This is a genomic window from Altererythrobacter sp. B11 (assembly GCF_003569745.1).
Lineage (GTDB): Bacteria > Pseudomonadota > Alphaproteobacteria > Sphingomonadales > Sphingomonadaceae > Croceibacterium_C.
Map to the genome: position 1 here is coordinate 2,623,385 of NZ_AP018498.1, position 17,765 is coordinate 2,641,149.

The window sequence follows — 17,765 nt, forward strand, 5'->3', positions numbered from 1 at the left end:
TTAGAATTTCACGCGCGCACCGAGGTAGAACCGGCGGCCATTCACATCGTAATTCTGCACGTCAAAGCTGCCGCCGGGAAGCGACGGCAGGGCGGCATCCGGATTACGCCCGGATAGCGGCGGTGCCTTATTGAACAGGTTGTCGACGCCGAAACGAAGATTGATGGTGTCGCTCAGGGCATAGCTGCCTTGCAGGTTGAACAGATCGTAGCTGCTGGTGACACCCTGCACACTGGTGGTTGGCACCGTGACTGACGTCTGCGAACGGATGCTCGGCAGGTGACGCCATTGGAGGCCGAGATACGCGCCGCCAAGGCTGTATCCCACCGTCGTCAGGACCTTGTACCGGTAGCTGTTGCCGTTGAGCCCGTTCGAATTCGGTCCCTGGCTGCCGGCGTAATCCAGCATCGCATCGGTCGGCAGTTCCGCCGCCTTCATCTCGATAAGGTAGTTGAAAACCGAGTTCAACGACATGCGTCCCGGGCCGATGTCGGCGGACCAGTCAAGCTGGACGTCCACGCCAGACGTCCGGAACCGCCCATTATTGTAAAAGGTCTGCAGGATATTGCCGAGCGCCCCCGCCTGATTGCGGTCGACCCCCGAGCAAAGCGCGGCGGAAGGGTCATAATCCGGATTGAACGCGGGGTCGAAGCACTGGCGCTGCACGATATCCACGGTCTGGGCGCCGATCGCATCGGTGACCTTGATGTTATAGTAATCGACCGCCAATCGAAGCCCGGACAGTGCCGAACTGTTGAAAGGCGAGGACAGCACGAAGCCGGCCGTCCATGTGTCGGCCTTTTCCGGCTTCAGATTGGGATTGCCGACCAGCCGTGGGAAGACAAACGCGGCTCCGGCAGCCTGGGCTGTGGTGACGAGCGAGCGTACCTCGGCTGCGCTACCGGCACTGACGAGCGTGCGATAATCAACCCCGTAGAACTGGTCGTCAGCCGTGCCGTCGCCGGATGCCTCCATAAGCGCCCCGCACAGACCGATAGCTTGAGCATAGTTGCTGTTCCGATTGGGATTTGCCGAATAGGCGAGGTCGTTGTTGATCGAGCAGAGGTCTCCGCCGGCGGCGGAGGTGAAGCCCTGCTCCGGTGCCAGATAAAGTTCGGCAATGTTTGGTGCACGTTCGGCGCGGTTGAAACCGCCCCGGAAACGCAGCCAGTCATTCACTTCCCAGTTTGCGAGGGCCTTGTAGGTCCAGCTTCCGCCGGTGGTATTGTAATCCGAATAGCGAAGGCCGAGTTCAAGATCGAACAGCTGAATAGCTGGGATGTCCGCAAGAAGCGGAACAAGCATCTCGCCATAGATTTCACGCGCCTCGATACGGCCGTCGGAATTGCCCGACGGCTGCAGGCCGATGACTTGGTCGAGAAACGACCGGCCCTGTGTGCTGATCGTATCGTTCTGGAAGTCGTAATCGTTGCTGCGATAGCTCATGCCGATAGCTGCCCGGAGCTGCCCTGCAGGAAGCTCGAACAGACCACCTTGGAAGTCGCCCTCCCAGATCGTCTGCTGCATCGTCGATGTGGTCTTGATGTCTGCGGCGATCGCTTCGAGGCAATCCCCCGAAATGGAGGCGGGATTAAATAGGTTGAGCCCAGATGTGCAGGTTCCGGTCGAAGCGCCGAATCCACCATTGGACGCATTGCCGGTCTGGTCGAAGCCGCGCCCCAGATTAGGCTGCGTGATGATCGTTCGGAAGCGTTCGAGCGAGGCAAAACCAGTCTGCAACACGCTCGTGTGCGTCTCGCCTTGCGATCCGAATAGCTCGAATGTCCAGTCCGTCCCCGGTATCTTGCCCTGCAGGCCGGCAGTCATGTTGTAAGTGAAGACGTCGGTATGGGACGTGCGACTGAAAGGCAAATAGCCGCGAAAGGTGAAAGGCGCATCGGGTCTCGGCCGGCTGTCGAGGATCGCCAGCAGCTCGGCGGGAAGGACATCGCGATTGATCGTTGGATCGATCGATGCCGAGAAGCCGCCCTGAATTACGCCCGGCTGTTGCTGCGTAGTAGTCTCGACGCTGCTGAAATAAGACTGTGCAAAGACGCTTAGCCAGTCGTTGATCTCGTAATTGCCGAGTGCATACATGTTGTAACGAGTGAGTGGAAAAATCAAATAGGCATCAATATCGTTTACACCGATTTGACCATTATCCAGCAGCTTGTATTCGTAATTATCGATATTCCGCTCGAAGCCCGCCACCCCCGGCACGCCGCCAGTGTCAAAGCCAGTGAAGGCATTGCCCTGGAAATCGGCGAAGACGGAGGTGTTGACGGGGGCAGCGGTGAAGGTCGCGCCATCAATCACCGAGTTCAGCACGTTGGGATTGGGCAAGTTGGAAAACCCGGTGTTAAATCCACCATAGGGTGGAAACAATTGCGAGCCGCCTATGGAGGGATCTGCCCCTATATCGCGATACCACCTGCGATCGGTCTGCAACGCAGCTTCGCGCTTGTTCATGGACATGGCGATCGAGATATTGCCGCGACCATCGTCGAAATCGGCGCCCATGATGCCGCCGAACCGATATTCGAAGTTATCGCCTTCCTGCGTGATGCCGGCCTGGCCATCGAGTTCAAGGCCGACAAAATCCTTCTTGAGGATGAAGTTGACCACACCGCTAACGGCATCCGCGCCATAGGTCGAGGAAGCACCGCCGGAGACGATCTCGACGCGTTCAATCGCTGCCGAGGGGATCGTGTTGATGTCGACCACCATCGAAGCGTTGGACGGCGTCGCACGGCGGCCGTCGAGCAGCACCAAGCTGCGATTGGCTCCGATGCCGCGCAGGGAGATCGTGGCCGAACCCGGCGTATTGCGCGCGGTCGGCTGAATGTCTCCACCCTGCGTAGGCGTCTTGTCCGGCGTGAACTGCGGCAGTTTGTTGAGATTAGCTTCGAGCGATGCGGTAGACGATTGCTGCAGCAACGCATCGTCGACGCTCAATATCGGACTGTTTGCCTCGAAATCGGGCCGCGAGATGCGCGACCCAGTTACGACGATCGGTTCCCCTGCGGGCTCGCTGGCATCGAAAACATCCGAGCTTTCTTGAGCCACCGCGGGAAATGTGACCACAATAGTGCCCGCACCAGCACATAATAGAAAGCCCTTGAAATTTTGATACGACCTTCCATGTACTTTCGACATACACTTACCCCCTCCCAGATGATTATCTTTTGTTGAGGCAATTGACGCAGTTTTTTCGTTCACGGCAAGGGTGTATTGTCCTATAAAGATATAGGAGTTTGCCGATATGCAGGACTGCCTTGCCGAGGGACATCAGGGCCACAGGCCCTCACTTCGCGGCAGCGATGCGCATCTGCGCAAAGGCCAATGCCTGGGCAATCGTCAGAACAGGTAGTTGAGCCGGACACTGCCGGCCAAGTCCGTCTCGCCGGACGTTGCTAACAGCCTTACCTGGCCGGACAGAGACCAGTAGCCGCTCAGGCGATAATGCCCGCTCCCTTCCACCAATGCACCGGTTCCGGACGTGTGTGGGGCGCGGATGTTGAACGTGTGGGGAGAGCCCGCCAGCGCCAAATCGACATCGGCATCGTTGCGGGGGCCGGTCACCAGCCGCGCCGACATCTCCAGATTGCCCCTCTCGTCATCCAGCCGTGCGAACGCGCCGATACCATAGCGAACCCATTGGTCACGGGCCTTGCCGGCCGCCAGGTTCAGGGCCTGCGCGCCGCTCTCGGTGAAGGCGTCCAGCTGGCTCGTCGAGGCCTCGACGTCGGCGGTGGGGCCGAGTGACCAGCGACCGCGGGAGACACCATATCGCAGGTCGATCCGCCCGGCCGTGGTGCCGATATCGGGCCGCGCGCTTGCTCTGCGCGAAACATCGCCGAAGTTCATGGCGCGGGTGACGCGTGCTTCGGTCCATTGCTTCACGATGTTCGCCATCGCGGTAAAGCCCGCACCTGCGCTGCCGTATCGGACATAGCCACCCAGATACCAGCTGTTGGTATCGGCCTCAGATGCGCGGGCGGCCGCATCAAGATTGCCGGACTGCCAGCCTCCGCCGACACCTGCGGCCCAGCCGTTGGCATCGCCGCAATAATCCACGCCCATCTCGAAGCCTACACCGTCCTGTGTGAAGCGCGCGCCATTGCCATCCGAGGAGACATGCGCGGCCTGTCCGGTCACGCCGCCCCAGATGCCGGCTCCTTCCTCGATCACCGCGACGCTGCGCAGCGCATACTGGCCGGCGAGGTTCAGCGTGCGGCGCTGCTCGCCCGCGAGCAGGCTTGCATAGATCTCCCCCGAACTGAGTTCGAATGACGCGCGCGCCGCCGTGGCATCCAGAATCAGGATGCTGTTATAGACAGCCAGCGCATCCGATCCGCCGGTCCGGTCAAGTTCGCGAAGGACGCCTGCCGCCTGACGCTGATTATAGGTGAGCGCAACGTCCGGAAAGGTCAGGACCTGACTGACGCGGATGGATGCGCCGTTCGGATCATATTCGAGCGAGAAGTCGAGGAAAGCGGATTGTCCGCTGAGACCCGAAAAGCTTCCCGTCATTCCTTGCCCCGCATCGACGATCCGATAAAGCGCGCTCGACGCATAGTCGCTCGCCCGATCCAGCACCGTCACTGCGACGGTACCGCCTTCGATCGTCACACTTCCCGCCACATCGATCAGGTCGGTGCCACCCGAGGCGGCCAGATCGACCGAATAGGTGGATCCCGGCCGAAAGACGACGTTTCCCTCTACTGTCAGCGTTGCCGTTCCACTGCCCGGCGACAGCGCCCCGGCAAGGTCGAGCGAGCCGAGCCGGCCGTCACCCGTCAGCACTGCCCCGGCATCGATCCGCGTCGCACCGCCAAGGGCACCGTCGATCGCCAGCACGCCGGCCTCGACCACCGTGGCGCCCGCGAAGTCGATGGAACTGCCCGTGAGCGAGAGCGTACCACCGCCGGTCTTGCGTATCCGGCCAGCGCCACTCAGACCGGCGCCGTAGGCCCCATCGGTCGCCTGATCGAAATGCAACGTACCCTCCGCGGCGATAGAGACGTCGCCCGGAATGCTCGAAGCAGGGGCGCGGATCGTGCCCTGCAGGATCGTGGTGCCGCCGCCATAGCTGTTGGCGCCGCTCAGGATGAGCGTGCCAAGGTCCGTCTTGATGATCGCTGCGGTTCCGATGAGGGGGGCATCGATGGTGGCGGTGATGCCGGCCGAGCTGCCATCGCCGACGCGCAGTTGCGCGACCTCCCCGGTCAGGCCGATCGCATCGCCCGTCAGGCGATAGCCGTCGGTCGCGAATTGCATGCCCGCCCCGACAGCTATCTCGCCCTCCCCTTCGTCCACGTTCACCGTCGCGCCGGTCCCAGCGAAGACGAGCAGCTGCGTCGGGTCATAGGCGCCGTTGTGAGTGCCGTCGGCGATGGACCAGTTGGCGGTGCTTCTTGTCCACGATCCCGCGCCGCCTGCCACCACCGCATCGCCAGCAAGGCCCGGCCCGTCCCAGAATGTGAAGCCGCTGACCGGGGCACTGACAACCAAGTTAATCCGGTTGGCGATCGACGTCTGCACGGTCAGGTCACCCGGGGCGTAGCCCGCCGGGGCCAGACCGATGGCAAGGCCATTGTCAGTGAGCGCGCCGCGATAGTCGATCAATCGGTACAGTCCGGCACCGAAGCCACCCGCATCGGCTATGTTCAGCGTGCCATCCAGCACCAGTATTCCGGTGCCGTTGGACGTCCCCACTTGGATGAAATCATTGCCCACACCCGGCGCCTGATCGGACTGGCCGAGCTGGAAATCTAGGATCGATTCCGGCGCCAGCCTGAGCGCAGCCAGGGTGAGTGTGCCGGTAGCCGAACCGGCTGGTGACAGCGTGCCGTCAAGCATTGCGAGACGGCCACTGCCCAGAGTGCCGGTGCCACCAAAAGTCGCGCCATTGCTGACCCGCACCTCGCCTGCCGCCAACATGCCCTCCAGCGACACCGTGCCCCCCGTCACATCGAACAAGCCGGAGAAGCCGGTCTGTTCGGCAGCGGTGAGACGCGTCTGACCGGCGCGATGGAGCACCATGCCAAATCCATAAATCGGGGTCGCAAGTGCCAATTGGCCGTCATGGTTCAGGACAAGGCGCGTTCCCGCCTGTTCTAGCGTTATCGTGCCAGCTTCGAAGACACCCGCCGCACCCGGTGCCTCGCCGTCGGCAGCGCCGACATTCAGCGTTGCACTGCCGAGCATGCGAATGCTGTTCGCTTGCAGATCCGTGCCGTTGAGCGTGAGCATTGCATTTTCAAACATGCCCAGGCGGGAACCCACTCGGATCTCTCCGCCGGAGCCGATGACCCGACTGTGTTCACGAAGGGTCAAGCCGCCGGAACTTGCCACTGCGGCGGCGTTCAGCAGCCCACCTTTCAGTTCGATCAGCGCGCTGCCGCCGGTGGTAATCGTTTCATATTGCAGCGTGCCGCCATCTTCGATGCGCATCTGACCGGTGATATCCAGCGCCGTCGCCCCGCGCAGTTCCGACCCCGCGCCGCTGATCGTCACACGCGAACCGTTGCCAAGAATATGCGATACGCTGGCCCCGCCTATCATCTTGCCACCATCCAGCAGGTTGAGTTCGGCGTCATAGGTGTCCGGCGTGGTGGCGTTTCCGCCCATGTAGAGCGCGCCGGGCATTTCGATCCGTGATCCCGCGCCAGAGACATTTATCCGTGCGAGCGATCCCTCGGCGGTGCCGAACACGGCTGAATCGCTTCCGCGCAGGACAGCGCCATTGAGGACCGAGAGCGATCCGGCGGAATTTGCGCGCGGCGCCACATAGATCTGCGCGCCGAAGCTGACCTCGGTGCCGGTATCCCTTATCAACAACGTGCCATTGCCGGCGGTGCCGGTGATCTGCCCCCCGCCGATGCCCGATTGGCTATCGACGATCAGCTGGGCGCCGCCCTGCACGGTCAACGCCGCGCGATTGTTCGGCCCGATGAACAGCCGAGCAAGATTGACGATGTTGCCCTGCCCGTCGATGACCACCGGGTTGTTTGCGTCGGTATCGACATAGACTTCGAAATCACCGCGCGTGGGCACGCGATCGAGGTCCCAGTTCCCGGGATTGAACCAGTCACTGTCGACCCCACCCTCCCAGCTTTGCGCATGGGCTGGGCCGACGAGCGCGCTGGAGGCGAGCAGGGCGAAGGCCAGAAGGCGGCAGGCGGACCCGGGCGTGGACAGCATGGCTTGGATGTTCCGTTCAGTCTGCGGGTTCCGGCGTGAAACCCGATCGCGTCTCATGCATGGGTCTCCCCCGGCCTCCGGGGGAACCGGGCAAGCTGTGGCGCAGAGTGGCAACTTGTTGCATCGTCCCGGTTGCAACTGGACAGTGGCCACGAAACGGGCTTGCTGCGTCAGATGTGGGGGGAGGAGAGGCAGATGTTCAAGATCGAGGAGATTTACGATGCCGCCTTCGACAGGACGCGCTTTGCAACGCTGATCGAGCGGCTTTGCAGCAGCTTTTCCGCCCAGTCGGGCTTCATCGGCTGGAGCGACGATCGGGATGCCGGTTTTCAGGCCCAGTTCGGCGGAGACCCGGTTTGGCTGCAACGCTACGTCGAGACTTATGGCGCCCACGACATCCTCCGCCCCCATCTGATGGCGCTGCCAGAGGGCGAGTGCGCACCCGCCTGGTCGCTACTCCAGTCTCCTGAGATCAGGGCGAGCGTGTTCTATCGCGAGTATCTCGCGCCGCAGGGCATCGTCGACAATCTGGCGGTCAATCTCATCAAGCGGCCGGGCATCACCGCGCATCTGGCTTTGCTGCGTACAGGCGATGCACCGCCGTTTTCGAACGATGATGTGGCGGCGCTCAAACAACTGATCGTTCACCTGCGCCGCGCGATCTTCATCCAGAGCCACATCGTGCGTGCTGCCGACCGCGCCGCCCAAGAGGTATCGGCTGGGGCCGGGGCCGCGCAAATGCTCCTGCTGCTTGGCACCGGCCGGCAGGTGATGGAGATCGATCCCGTGTTGGGCACTCTGCTCCACCAGAGCCCGGGGTCGGTCCTGCGCGAGGGGCGCTTCGCCGCCGCCGTCGTCCAGGCCATTGCCTCGTGTGAGCCCGTGGCGATCCTGCTTGAGGAGGATGGGGAAGCGGTTCCGCTGCTGCTCGAGGCCAGGCCCATCATCGCCGACCGATTCGGCGATCTCGAGGCCGGGCCGGCGCCGACCCATGCCGTCCATGTCACCAAGCTCAATCAGACCCGGATCCTCGCCTTCGAAGCGATAGGACATCTCTATCGCCTCACGGCCACCGAGTTGCGCGTGCTGCGCGATGCCATGGCGGAAGGCAATCTCACCGGAATCGGCGAGCGGCTGGGCATGGCGCCGGCCACCACCCGTACGCATCTCCACCGCATCTATGAAAAGACCGGCACGCAGGGTTTCACCGGTCTGTCCAATCTCGTGCACCGCTTCGGCAGGATCGGCCCAGCGTAAACAGACGTGGAGGTAAACAGATAGTGGACGCCTGACCGCGCGCGACCGGATAAACATCTGTGCAGGGCGCGGAGCGATGTCCGCTGCATGGGGGCCTGCCGATGACCATCTCGACCGGATCGATGACAGGCATGCCGATCGATCCGTTACCAATCATAGCGCGGGCAAGTGTGGACCGGCTGGATGGGTGGAAACTCATCGCCGCCCATTTCGGTCGGGATCGTACCACCGTCATCCGCTGGGCGCGAGAGCGGGGCATGCCGGTGCACCGCATGCCGGGCGGGCGGACGGGTACCGTCTATGCCCTGCGGCACGAGTTGGATCGCTGGGCAGGTCTTGGACAGGGCCTTGATAAGACGATTTCGTCGCCGCCCATGCAGAAAGGTACACCTGCGCGATCCGTCAGATGGCGAGCGAGATGGGCTTTGCTTGCGCTGCTTCCCGGTCTGATCCTTGCTCTGGCAGGCGGTATGGTCGCCGATCGCCTAGCGTCGGATATCGAGCCGATCGACGTGGCCCTACCGGCCGATCCCCGGCTATCTTCGCAGTTTCTCGCCGCCCGCGATCTGACCGCCGAGCGACGCGCGACCGGGTTGGAGCGGGCAATCCTGTTGCTGGAAGACGTCACGCGATCGGCGCCATCCTTCGCGCAAGGGCACGCCGCTCTCGCGGAAGCCCTGCTGCTCTCGCGCGAATTCGGCCCAAGGCCCGACGAAGAGGCATATCAGCGCGCGCGTCAGGCGGCACGAATTGCGGTTCGGCTCGATCCTGCGGGCACCGACGGACACCGTCTGCTCGGTTTCATCGCCTACTGGGCGGATGGCGATTTCTCCGAGGCATCCGCCCAGTTCCGGCGGGCCCTGGATCTCTCTCCCGATGATGCGATGGTGCATTTCTGGTACGGCAATGTTCTCTCCGACCATGGCGATCATGACGAAGCGCTCAGGCTGCTACGTCGCGCACAATTGCTGCAACCGGGCTCCGTCGCGATCCAGACCGATCTGGCCTGGGCGCGCTGGGCAGCCGGTCAGGATACCGCGGCCGTGGCGGCCCTGCGAGACATCGTACGCCGACACCCGGATTTCCCCGTGGCGCATGACTGCCTCTCGATCATCGCGCTCTTCAGGGGAGATGACGAGAGCTACCTGCGCCACTTCACGAAGTTCGCGGATGCGCGCCGCGATGCGCGCCTCATGACGCGAGCCGGCGAGCTCCAGGCGGCGCTCGCTACACAAGGCTCCCCCGCAATGCACCGCCTCTTGTGGCGCTATGCCAATGAAGACCTGAGCAGAAATGACGGTTCCAGCGAATGGGTCGCGGCAATTGCGTCGATCAACCGCCAGCGCTCGGATATGCTGCGCTTTCTCGAACAGTCTGCCCAACGCAGCGAGCACTGGGGCCAGTCCGGCCTCATACGCCGCGCGGAACAGATCTGGAAGAATGATCCGGAGATCATTCGCCACCTCCAGCCGATGCGGCTACCGCGTGATGCTGAAGCCAGCCGATGAACGCAAGGTAGCTTTCGGAACGTGACGCCAAACAGCCTAACAGCGAAGATTGGTCGTGAGCCGCCGGCTCCGGTGGACACGGACGCCGTGTCCACCGCCGCCTGAAGAGCCGACGCTCGGGGGCGCCTCGCTTGGCCGTCGAAACTGGTTATTCATTCACGGCGAGTTCCAGCGCCTTCTGGGCCGACGGCCAACTGTCCGCTCTGCGACGACGAAGAGAGGAAAGCTGTCGGTCCTCTGGAACTTAAATACCCCATCCTTCTGCCAGTAATCGCGCGACCCGCGATTGGACCCCTAAGTCTCACGATAAGCGCTTAATGCGTGCGCGTCGCTCCGGACGCGGCGGAACGATAGAGCGGGTTGAACAGCATCTTGTAGGTGCCGTGGCTTTGACCCCGCCATTGCGGGCGGAACCCGTACAGCACGATGCGGCCCGCGCCATATTCCACCTCGACCGCGGCTGCCTTGCCCTGGATCGCCTGCGGGCCGATCAGCACGCCTGACAGCAACGGGTTCTCCGTCTCGGAATAGGAAGCCAGCACCTGCCCCTTGAAGCCATCCTTCATGGCGAAGGCGGGGCCATGCTCGAACATCACGGCGGTGGCATCCGGCATGCCGGCAGCCGCCGCCGCGTCCTTGTTCAACTTCACCGAAAGCAGCGCGCCGGAGCAGAAGAACGTCTCGCTATCCATGTCCTTGAGCACGTTCTCCACCGGCAGGTCGAACAGTTCGATGATCGCGTCGGCTGATCGATTGAGCACGACCAGCGTGCCGCCATTCCGAACGAATCCGCGCAGCGCTTCCGCCCCGCCGATGCCGATCCCGCCGGAATATTGGTCGGGCACGGTGCCCGGGCGCAAACCGTCCATCAGCGAGGCGAGCGAGCCCTTATATTTCGAGGCCGGCCCAGTGGGTTCCGGGTCGAGCGTGGCGGGGCCGCGCCGGCCCCCACCCGTGATTTCCGGTAGTACGATAACATCGTAGCCGGCGAGTTCCTCGGCGGTGAAATCCTGATTGTACAGGCTCTGCGCCGGGAATGCATATTGCTCGAACAGCCAGCGGGTCCACCCCTCATCAATGTTCGAGCCCCAGGGGCGATACAGGCCGACCTTCCCTGCCGCGAGCGGCGTACCGGCCGGCGTCTCCGCCACGGCGGTTACCGGCACGGCGTTCTCCGCCGCGATGCGCTCCATCGCCTCGCGCGCTAGGCCAGTGATGGCAATCGCATCTCGCCGCGCGCCCTCGCCCGCCAGCCTGGCCTCCACTGCCCGCGCCTGCGCGCCCGCTGCGAGCGCCGCGTTCAACGCCCGGTAGCTCCCGTTCATCGTCCGCGGCAGCAGGAAGACCGCGCCCTCGCCCGTCACCGTTCCCGCCGGCGGCGTCGCTTGCTTCACCGGCACCATCGCTGCCAGTGCCTCCTCGCCCAGCGCCTCCCCGATGCGATCGACCTTGACCCCCATCTGCAAGGGCAAGGTCCAGCCGGTCACATCATAGGGCAGCATCGCGGGCGAGCCCTCGCCGTTGAGGATGGCGTCGGGATAGGATTGCGGCTCCAGCAACTCGGTGGCCAGGCCGGCAAAGGGCTGGTCCGTCCGGATAACCCACGATCCGGCCGCATAATCCGCCCCGCCCAGCCGTGTCTTCTGGGTCAGCTGATACACGTCGAGCCCATGGTCGATCATCAACTGGGCCAGCGAGGCCGCCTCCGGCACGTCGGCCTGCACGGCGGGGATGATATAGGCCGATGGACCCTTCGCAGCGTAGCGTGCCATCATGTCGCGCCCGGCCTGATACCGATTGAACAGCAGCGTCTCGCGGTATTTCTGCGCCGTCTCCAGCGTCGACATGGAGGCGGTCAGCATATAGTCGACCGAGTCTGCCAGCTTCCACTCGCCGCCCTTCCACGGATCGGGATACATGATCGTAGGGCGCAGATCCTGCATCTGCTCGGGAAAGTCGCTCACCGAATAGGTGCGCGGCGTTGCGGAGCGATGCGCCACCTCTGTGAAATAGGAGATCGTGTTGCGGAACACGTGGATGTAGTCGAGGAACCCCGGATACCAATTGTCAAACCGCTGCTGCGCGATCGCGCCGGGCTTCTGTTCCGCCTGGAAGCGCGCCATCATGTTGGTGCCAATGGCATTGGTCCAAATGCGCATGTACGGGCTAATGTTGGAGGAGACGGGATCGGCGAACGGCGGCATCCAGATTCGCGCGGGGAATGGCGCCTCCTGGTGTTGCGAATACCAGATCACCGGTGAATAGGTCTGCGCGATCGCGTTGACGGAACGACTCTCGATCATGTTGAGCATGTAACCGTCACGGTTATTGTCGTGCCCGACATACTCCTGGTACAGCCATGGCATTGTGCTCGTCTCGTACGGCGTGCCGACCTGCTTGCGGTACCAGTCGACCACCATGTCCTGCCCGTCCGGGTTCAGCGAGGGCCACAGGACGAGGATCACGTCCTGCAGGATTGCATCGACCTCCGCATCGTCCTGCGCCGCCAGCATCTTGTGCGCCAGCACCAGCGGCAGCTGGTGGTCGGCCACCTCCCCCGCGTGCATCCCGCCGTCAATATGCACGATGATCTTGGACGTGCGCGCCAGCTCGCGCGCCTCCGCCTCGCTCAACCCGCGCGGATCGGCGAGGCGGCGAGAGGCTTCCGCATAACGCTCGAAGTTGCGCACGTTCTCGGGCGAGGAGATCACCGCATAGGTGAAGCTGCGCCCCTGCGTCGTGCGTCCCGCCTCGAACAGCTTGATCCGATCGCTCGCCTTTGCGAGCGCCTGGAAATAGCGAACCGACTCCTCGTAATTGGCGAGCTTGCGGTCGCTCCCCACCTGGAACCCGATGACCTCTTGGGTCTCGGGCACGTCTTGCGCCGCCAAGGGCAGCGGAAGGGTCACGGCTGCGCCCAGCAGGAGAAGCGAACGGAAGATGGATGTCATGGCAAAGGGCTCCAGCGAAGGGCTCAGAAGTTGCGACGAACGTTGACGCCGATGGTCCGGGGCGTCGTCACATTGGCTCGGAAGCCGTTGGCGTAGGCAGCATTCGTGCCGCGGGTCAGGGCGAAGGCGTCAAACAGGTTCTGCACGAACAGATAGGCGCCCGTGTCCCCCCCTCCCCACTCGACGCCCACGCGCAGATTGGTCAGGGAATAATCGCCGGAGACGACGTTCAGGGGGCTGTCCGCCACCAATTCGGAATTGGACGGGCCGACATAGTTCACGTCCGCGCGGGCGAAGAAATCGGCGTCGGACGACACCGGCGTCGTATATTCCGCAGACAGGGTGCCGTTCCACCTCGGGATATCGGCCAGCCGGTCGCCGGACTGACCGGGTGCGGTGATCACATCGCTCACCTGATCCTCAGTCAACTTCGCGTCGAGGTAATTGCCCGCAAGGGTCAGGGTCAGGCCCATGACCGGCCGCGTCGCCGCCTCCAGCTCCAGCCCCCGGATGCGCGCCGCACCCGCATTGGACAGGAAGCTGAACGCGCCGTCTGGCGTCCGGCCACGCACCTGGATGTTGTCCCAGTCAATCTGGAACGCCGCCATGTTCAGTGTCGTACGGCCGCCGAGCGTGAACTTGGCGCCCACCTCGTAATTCCACAGCGTATCGGCCTCATACGGCGTCAGGTCGTCCGGCAGCCCGATCACCTGGTTGGCGCCGCCCGGGCGATAGCCCTGGGCCGCGGTGGCGTAGAACAGGGTATCGGGATTGGGCTCCCAGGAGGCGTTGAACTTCAGCAGCGTGCCGTTCTCAGAGGCATCCACGGTCGTCGGCGGGCGCTCAATCGCGCTGATCAGCGACCACGGAATGTCGGTCCAGCCGACCACCCGCTTGTCGTAGTCGTAATAGCGCAAGCCGGCGGTCAGGCCGATCTCGGGCACCGGATGAAAGGTCACTTCGCCAAACGCCGCCGTCTGCTTCAGCGTGTCGTCCAGCTGGCGGCGATAGAACAGCTGCACCGGCCGGATGATCGCACCCGTCTCCGCGTCCGCCCTGGCGTCGGAGGGCTCTACGTGGCTGCTGCGATCCTGGTAGAACACGCCGACCGTCCAATCGAGCATGTTCAGACCGTTGGAGCTCAACCTCAGCTCGCCGGTCAGATCCTCGTTGGTGCCGGGATAATAGATCGCGGCGGGGATCAGGCCGTCGATATAGGAATAGAACCCGGCCAGCTGGTCGGCCGAGCAGGGTGCCGAGGCGCTGCCATTGGTGTAGGTGGCGCAGCGTTGCGGGGTGCGCTGCCGGCCGATGTAATAGCTGTCATCCGCGGCATATTCCGACACGCGCTTCTGATACCCGCCCACGGCCGCTAGGGTGGCGAAGCCCAGATCATATTCCAGCGTCGCGCTGTGGAATTGCGCCTTGTCATCATAGGGCAGCAGCACCTGGTCGGCGGTGACATACTCGCCCAGATCGGGGTTGACGGTGGTGCCGAAGCTCTGTGTCTCCTCGTACATTGACATGGTATCGAGCGTCAGGCCGGGCGCGATGTCCCAATGCACCGACAGCCGACCGCCAGTAACGTTCAGGTCATTGATGTTCTTGATGCCGAGGAACTGGTTGTCTATCCATCCGGCGGATTCGTGCTGATAAGCGACGAAGCGAACAGCGAGCTTGTCCTCAACCAGCGGCACGTTGACCATGCCGTTCACGAAATAGGCGGGGTCGCCACCCTCGACAAAGCCGAGCTGCGCCTCGACCGCGCCTTCATACTCGTAAGACGCGCGGTTGAATATGACGCGGATCGCGCCGCCCATCGAGCTCGCGCCATAGAGCGTCCCCTGCGGGCCACGCAGCACCTCGACCCGCTCGATATCGAACAGGGTGAAGTCGCCGGTGCGCCCGGCGGCATCGTTGGACGGGCCGACAGAGCCGGTGGCCGGCACGTCGTTATAATAGGTGCCCACTGTCGGTTCGCCCGGCGCGATCACGCCGCGTAGCGATACCCGGCGCGATCCAGGGCCGTTATCCTGGATGCGCAGAGAGGGCACGAACTTGGCGTATTCGGTGATGTTGGTCACGCCCGCATTGGTCAGCGTCTCGCCAGTAATCGCGGTGATGGCGATCGGCGTCTCCTGCACGGTGGACGCCCGCCGCATCGCAGTGACGACGATGGAATTGCCCTGCGCAGCATCGCCCGCGGGCGCTTCGCCTCCCTCGGCGTCGGCGATGCCCTGCGCCAGCGCAGGGGCCGAGACTCCGCAGGTCAGCGCCAAAGCGATCGTCAGGGAGAGCGCACGGCGGGGCGCCCCGTCGGAAGGTATGCCGAAGATCCTCATAAGTACCCCTGTGTCAGACTGACCTCCCCGCGCCCTCCTCAAGGCTTTCGAGCGATCGATTACATCTGACCTCCCCCAGTGATTCGGAGCATGAGGCAGCTAATATGTATATACAAGTGAAAAATGACGCAGCGGCTACAATCCTTGCTCTCGCAACTGCCTCTGCGCTCCGGCAGAAAGGATCAACATTTCACCCACGTAATATTATTGCGTGGTGTTGAAATATGCAGCAGCCCGCGTCGGTCTCAAAACTGGCGAATTGCAACAGCGATGCTGGTGCGACGCAGACCGCTTGGAACACAGCAGCACCCCGTTTTCTCTCGGCTTCCAAGCCGGTGCAAATGCCTGCTTCGCGTCAAAACCGCCTCCCGCTCCGGTCGAGCGCGGCCCAGCTACTCCGGCTGCGGGGTCATCCCGATGAAGCGGGCGACAAGGCTGAGATTGGCCGCCGGGAAGATCTGGCGGACGAAGGTGATCGGCGCACCGCCGCGCCAGGTTCGGCGCTCCAGCATCAGGCAGGCCGCATCGGGCTCAAGGTCAAGCTTGCGGCAATCGCTTCCGGCGGAGCGCGCCGAAATCCGGTTCTCCGCATCCGTCCATGGAACATTCTCAAGCAGCCAGCTGCCCGGCGCGGTCGTGGTGAAGTCGACCTCCTCAGCCTCCGGCACCTGGATGAGATTGATCTCGCGATACTCCACCGCAAACGGCATCCGGTCCGACAGATGGCGGCAGCTCAGTACCAGAATGGCGGGGCGCCCGTGCACGGCAGAGACTTGCAAATGCGCGCCGTTCGCCGGCCCCACTTTGCGCGACAGCAGCTCGATCGAGTAGATCCCGCCCCGCGTCTCGATTTCCTCGCGGATGTCGGGTATCGCCAGCGCCGCCATGTCGACATGCTGCTGCGCCACGAATGAGCCTGTTCGGCGGCGGCGGTTGATCAGCCCCGCCACGGCCAGGGCAGAAAGCGCCTTGTTTACCGTCATGCGGGAGCAATCATATTCCACCATCAGCTCGTGCTCGAAGGGGATGCGGTCGCCCGGCTTCCATTCTCCTGACAGGATGCGGCGTTCGATATCGGCGCGAATCCGGTTGTGCAGCGACATGCCGGCACTTTAGGCATCTTGCAGCAGGCGGGTCACCACCTGCTTGTACTTATGCTCAATCGCGTCGCGCTCGCAGTGCCGCCCGCCGGATACATACATCCGCCCTCGGCGCCAGACGCTCTCCACCTGCGCCCGCGCGAAGATCCAGCTGTCGAGAATGGCATCGTCCTCTCGCCCAACAAGATCGATGCTGCTCGCCTCGAGAGAGACGATATCCGCCGGCGCGCCCACTACAATCCCATGATAATTCTGGCCAAGAGCCCTAGCCCCTCCCGCGACGGCATGATCGAACAGCGACCTGCCCGTCGAAGGGCCTGGAATTGCGGCCACATTGCGCGCCTGCCGCGTCAGCCGTTGGCCATATTCCAGCCATTGCAGTTCCGCCGCCGCATCGATCCGGACATTGGAGTCCGAGCCGATACCGATCACGCCCTGCTCCTCCAGAAATTCCGCCACCGGGAAGAGGCCGTCCCCCAAATTCGCCTCGGTGATCGGGCACAGGCCCACCACCGCTCCGCTCGCCGCCACCCGCTTGCGCTCGCCGGCATCGAGATGCGTCGCATGGACAAGGCACCAGCGCGCATCCACCTCGGCATTGTCGAGCAACAGCTCGATCGGCCGCTTTCCGCTCCAAGCCAGGCACGCCTCAACCTCCTGCTGCTGTTCGGCGATGTGGATGTGGACCGGCGCGTCACTGCGCAGATGAGCGAGGTGGTTCAGATCCGGCAGCGGGGTGGCGCGCAGGCTGTGCGGGGCGATTCCGACAATGGCATCCTCCAGGCCCGCGATCGCTGCCTCGCTGCCATCGAAAAGGCGGTCATAGGAATCGCGTGTCGAGACAAACCGGCGCTGCTCTGCGGCAGGGGGCGTGCCCCCGAAGTCGGCGGAGGCGTAAAAGACCGGCAGCAGCGTCAGGGCGATCCCGCACTCGGCAGCGGCCGAGGCAAGCGCCTGCGCCATCAGTGCCGGCGTGTCATATTCCCAACCATCGGGCTGATGATGCAGGTAGTGGAATTCGCCGACGCGGGTGAAACCGGATTCCAGCATCTCCATATAGGCAAGCGCCGCGATCGCCTGCAGCGCCTCTGGCCCCACTCGCCCGGCAAAGCGATACATCAGGCTGCGCCAGCTCCAGAACGTATCTCGCGCTTCTTCCCGCCGTTCGGTCAGCCCGGCCATCGCCCGCTGGAAGGCATGGCTGTGAAGATTGGGAACGCCAGGCAGGGCGACCCCGTAACGCATTCTCTCACCCGCATCGGCGCAATCGGTCGCGATCGCAGCAATGGTCCCGCGGTGCGTGAGATCGACGGCCACATTGCTCGCCCAGCCTGTCGGCAGCAGCGCACGTTCGAACCACAATCCCGTCATCGCTCTTAGCCCTCGCGCACCAACAATCCG

At 63.4% G+C, this 17,765-nt stretch carries 8 protein-coding genes; 2 read left to right on the forward strand and 6 right to left on the reverse strand.

What is annotated here, in order from left to right:
- Together AEB_RS12605 and AEB_RS12610 are read right to left on the reverse strand one after the other, a co-directional pair.
- The gene (locus tag AEB_RS12605; protein ID WP_119083472.1) at positions 1 to 3,156 is read right to left on the reverse strand and encodes a TonB-dependent receptor plug domain-containing protein; all 3,156 of its coding nucleotides are present in this window, start codon (positions 3,154 to 3,156) and stop codon (positions 1 to 3) included.
- Between the two features lie 201 nt (positions 3,157 to 3,357).
- Positions 3,358 to 7,206, reverse strand: coding sequence for an autotransporter outer membrane beta-barrel domain-containing protein (locus AEB_RS12610; RefSeq protein ID WP_172593087.1), 3,849 nt, complete (start codon positions 7,204 to 7,206; stop codon positions 3,358 to 3,360).
- A gap of 195 nt (positions 7,207 to 7,401) precedes the next feature.
- Between AEB_RS12610 and AEB_RS12615 the strand changes: the two genes are divergently transcribed.
- Positions 7,402 to 8,463 carry a helix-turn-helix transcriptional regulator gene (locus AEB_RS12615; RefSeq protein ID WP_172593088.1) on the forward strand — a complete coding sequence of 354 codons (1,062 nt, stop codon included), beginning with the start codon at positions 7,402 to 7,404 and terminating at the stop codon, positions 8,461 to 8,463.
- Positions 8,464 to 8,564: 101 nt separating this feature from the next.
- Positions 8,565 to 9,971, forward strand: a complete 1,407-nt coding sequence (locus AEB_RS12620; RefSeq protein WP_119083475.1) for a tetratricopeptide repeat protein — start codon at positions 8,565 to 8,567, stop codon at positions 9,969 to 9,971.
- 314 nt (positions 9,972 to 10,285) lie between these two features.
- Here the strand turns inward: AEB_RS12620 and AEB_RS12625 are convergent, their stop codons facing one another.
- The 4 genes from AEB_RS12625 to AEB_RS12640 all read right to left on the reverse strand — a co-directional run bounded on the left by AEB_RS12625 (position 10,286) and on the right by AEB_RS12640 (position 17,735).
- Positions 10,286 to 12,922 carry a M14 family metallopeptidase gene (locus AEB_RS12625; protein ID WP_119083476.1) on the reverse strand — a complete coding sequence of 879 codons (2,637 nt, stop codon included), beginning with the start codon at positions 12,920 to 12,922 and terminating at the stop codon, positions 10,286 to 10,288.
- Between the two features lie 23 nt (positions 12,923 to 12,945).
- Positions 12,946 to 15,264: a TonB-dependent receptor gene (locus AEB_RS12630; protein ID WP_119083477.1), complete on the reverse strand. Its 2,319-nt coding sequence runs from the start codon at positions 15,262 to 15,264 to the stop codon at positions 12,946 to 12,948.
- Between the two features lie 392 nt (positions 15,265 to 15,656).
- Positions 15,657 to 16,367: a histidine utilization repressor gene (gene hutC / locus AEB_RS12635; RefSeq protein ID WP_119083478.1), complete on the reverse strand. Its 711-nt coding sequence runs from the start codon at positions 16,365 to 16,367 to the stop codon at positions 15,657 to 15,659.
- Between the two features lie 9 nt (positions 16,368 to 16,376).
- Complete coding sequence (locus AEB_RS12640) at positions 16,377 to 17,735, reverse strand: formimidoylglutamate deiminase (RefSeq protein ID WP_119083479.1); 1,359 nt, start codon at positions 17,733 to 17,735, stop codon at positions 16,377 to 16,379.
- Positions 17,736 to 17,765: the final 30 nt, after the last annotated feature.

What these genes read in the sequence shown, in the direction of transcription:
- AEB_RS12605 (WP_119083472.1), bottom strand. Translation starts at nt 3,156, where the DNA reads ATGTCGAAAGTACATGGAAGGTCGTATCAAAATTTCAAGGGCTTTCTA.
- AEB_RS12630 (WP_119083477.1), bottom strand. Translation starts at nt 15,264, where the DNA reads ATGAGGATCTTCGGCATACCTTCCGACGGGGCGCCCCGCCGTGCGCTC.
- AEB_RS12620 (WP_119083475.1), top strand. Translation starts at nt 8,565, where the DNA reads ATGACCATCTCGACCGGATCGATGACAGGCATGCCGATCGATCCGTTA.
- hutC (WP_119083478.1), bottom strand. Translation starts at nt 16,367, where the DNA reads ATGTCGCTGCACAACCGGATTCGCGCCGATATCGAACGCCGCATCCTG.
- AEB_RS12610 (WP_172593087.1), bottom strand. Translation starts at nt 7,206, where the DNA reads ATGCTGTCCACGCCCGGGTCCGCCTGCCGCCTTCTGGCCTTCGCCCTG.
- AEB_RS12615 (WP_172593088.1), top strand. Translation starts at nt 7,402, where the DNA reads ATGTTCAAGATCGAGGAGATTTACGATGCCGCCTTCGACAGGACGCGC.
- AEB_RS12640 (WP_119083479.1), bottom strand. Translation starts at nt 17,735, where the DNA reads ATGACGGGATTGTGGTTCGAACGTGCGCTGCTGCCGACAGGCTGGGCG.
- AEB_RS12625 (WP_119083476.1), bottom strand. Translation starts at nt 12,922, where the DNA reads ATGACATCCATCTTCCGTTCGCTTCTCCTGCTGGGCGCAGCCGTGACC.